Source organism: Kosakonia pseudosacchari, assembly GCF_900184035.1.
In the GTDB taxonomy this organism is placed as follows: Bacteria; Pseudomonadota; Gammaproteobacteria; order Enterobacterales; family Enterobacteriaceae; genus Kosakonia; species Kosakonia pseudosacchari.
Map to the genome: position 1 here is coordinate 1 of NZ_FXWP01000018.1, position 2985 is coordinate 2985.

Genomic DNA, 2985 nt, shown 5'->3' on the forward strand with positions numbered 1-2985 from the left:
GCTGAAAATCTTTTCTGTCTCTCACGCCAAAACACCTTCGGCGTTGTAAGGTTAAGCCTCACGGTTCATTAGTACCGGTTAGCTCAACGCATCGCTGCGCTTACACACCCGGCCTATCAACGTCGTCGTCTTCAACGTTCCTTCAGGAGCCTTAAAGGCTCAGGGAGAACTCATCTCGGGGCAAGTTTCGTGCTTAGATGCTTTCAGCACTTATCTCTTCCGCATTTAGCTACCGGGCAGTGCCATTGGCATGACAACCCGAACACCAGTGATGCGTCCACTCCGGTCCTCTCGTACTAGGAGCAGCCCCCCTCAATTCTCCAGCGCCCACGGCAGATAGGGACCGAACTGTCTCACGACGTTCTAAACCCAGCTCGCGTACCACTTTAAATGGCGAACAGCCATACCCTTGGGACCTACTTCAGCCCCAGGATGTGATGAGCCGACATCGAGGTGCCAAACACCGCCGTCGATATGAACTCTTGGGCGGTATCAGCCTGTTATCCCCGGAGTACCTTTTATCCGTTGAGCGATGGCCCTTCCATTCAGAACCACCGGATCACTATGACCTGCTTTCGCACCTGCTCGCGCCGTCACGCTCGCAGTCAAGCCAGCTTATGCCATTGCACTAACCTCCTGATGTCCGACCAGGATTAGCTGACCTTCGTGCTCCTCCGTTACGCTTTAGGAGGAGACCGCCCCAGTCAAACTACCCACCAGACACTGTCCGCAACCCGGATTACGGGTCCACGTTAGAACACCAGCCATTAAAGGGTGGTATTTCAAGGATGGCTCCACGCAGACTGGCGTCCACGCTTCAAAGCCTCCCACCTATCCTACACATCAAGGACCAGTGTTCAGTGTCAAGCTATAGTAAAGGTTCACGGGGTCTTTCCGTCTTGCCGCGGGTACACTGCATCTTCACAGCGAGTTCAATTTCACTGAGTCTCGGGTGGAGACAGCCTGGCCATCATTACGCCATTCGTGCAGGTCGGAACTTACCCGACAAGGAATTTCGCTACCTTAGGACCGTTATAGTTACGGCCGCCGTTTACCGGGGCTTCGATCAAGAGCTTCTCCTTACGGATGACCCCATCAATTAACCTTCCGGCACCGGGCAGGCGTCACACCGTATACGTCCACTTTCGTGTTTGCACAGTGCTGTGTTTTTAATAAACAGTTGCAGCCAGCTGGTATCTTCGACTGGTTTCAGCTCCATCCGCAAGGGACTTCACCTACGCACCAGCGTGCCTTCTCCCGAAGTTACGGCACCATTTTGCCTAGTTCCTTCACCCGAGTTCTCTCAAGCGCCTTGGTATTCTCTACCTGACCACCTGTGTCGGTTTGGGGTACGATTTCGTGTTACCTGGAGCTTAGAGGCTTTTCCTGGAAGCAGGGCATTTGTTACTTCAGCACCGTAGTGCCTCGTCATCACGCCTCAGTGTTAAAGCACTCCGGATTTGCCTGGAGCACACACCTTCACGCTTAAACCGGGACAACCGTCGCCCGGCCAACATAGCCTTCTCCGTCCCCCCTTCGCAGTAACACCAAGTACAGGAATATTAACCTGTTTCCCATCGACTACGCCTTTCGGCCTCGCCTTAGGGGTCGACTCACCCTGCCCCGATTAACGTTGGACAGGAACCCTTGGTCTTCCGGCGAGCGGGCTTTTCACCCGCTTTATCGTTACTTATGTCAGCATTCGCACTTCTGATACCTCCAGCATGCCTCACAGCACACCTTCGCAGGCTTACAGAACGCTCCCCTACCCAACAACACCTAAGTGTCGCTGCCGCAGCTTCGGTGCATGGTTTAGCCCCGTTACATCTTCCGCGCAGGCCGACTCGACCAGTGAGCTATTACGCTTTCTTTAAATGATGGCTGCTTCTAAGCCAACATCCTGGCTGTCTGGGCCTTCCCACATCGTTTCCCACTTAACCATGACTTTGGGACCTTAGCTGGCGGTCTGGGTTGTTTCCCTCTTCACGACGGACGTTAGCACCCGCCGTGTGTCTCCCGTGATAACATTCTCCGGTATTCGTAGTTTGCATCGGGTTGGTAAGCCGGGATGGCCCCCTAGCCGAAACAGTGCTCTACCCCCGGAGATGAATTCACGAGGCGCTACCTAAATAGCTTTCGGGGAGAACCAGCTATCTCCCGGTTTGATTGGCCTTTCACCCCCAGCCACAGGTCATCCGCTAATTTTTCAACATTAGTCGGTTCGGTCCTCCAGTTAGTGTTACCCAACCTTCAACCTGCCCATGGCTAGATCACCGGGTTTCGGGTCTATACCCTGCAACTTAACGCCCAGTTAAGACTCGGTTTCCCTTCGGCTCCCCTATTCGGTTAACCTTGCTACAGAATATAAGTCGCTGACCCATTATACAAAAGGTACGCAGTCACACCCCGAAGGATGCTCCCACTGCTTGTACGTACACGGTTTCAGGTTCTTTTTCACTCCCCTCGCCGGGGTTCTTTTCGCCTTTCCCTCACGGTACTGGTTCACTATCGGTCAGTCAGGAGTATTTAGCCTTGGAGGATGGTCCCCCCATATTCAGACAGGATACCACGTGTCCCGCCCTACTCATCGAGCTCACAGCCTGTGCATTTTTGTGTACGGGGCTGTCACCCTGTATCGCGCGACTTTCCAGACGCTTCCACTAACACACAAGCTGATTCAGGCTCTGGGCTCCTCCCCGTTCGCTCGCCGCTACTGGGGGAATCTCGGTTGATTTCTTTTCCTCGGGGTACTTAGATGTTTCAGTTCCCCCGGTTCGCCTCATTAACCTATGGATTCAGTTAATGATAGTGTGACGAGTCACACTGGGTTTCCCCATTCGGACATCGCCGGTTATAACGGTTCATATCACCTTACCGGCGCTTTTCGCAGATTAGCACGTCCTTCATCGCCTCTGACTGCCAGGGCATCCACCGTGTACGCTTAGTCGCTTAACCTCACAACCCGAAGATGTTTCGTGAAACATC

The 2985-nt window shown here is 53.6% G+C and carries 1 rRNA gene; it reads right to left on the reverse strand.

Annotation, left to right across the window (positions count from 1 at the left end):
- Positions 1-47 precede the first annotated feature (47 nt).
- A 23S ribosomal RNA gene (locus BN2591_RS15495) occupies positions 48-2955 on the reverse strand.
- Between the last annotated feature and the right edge of the window lie 30 nt (positions 2956-2985).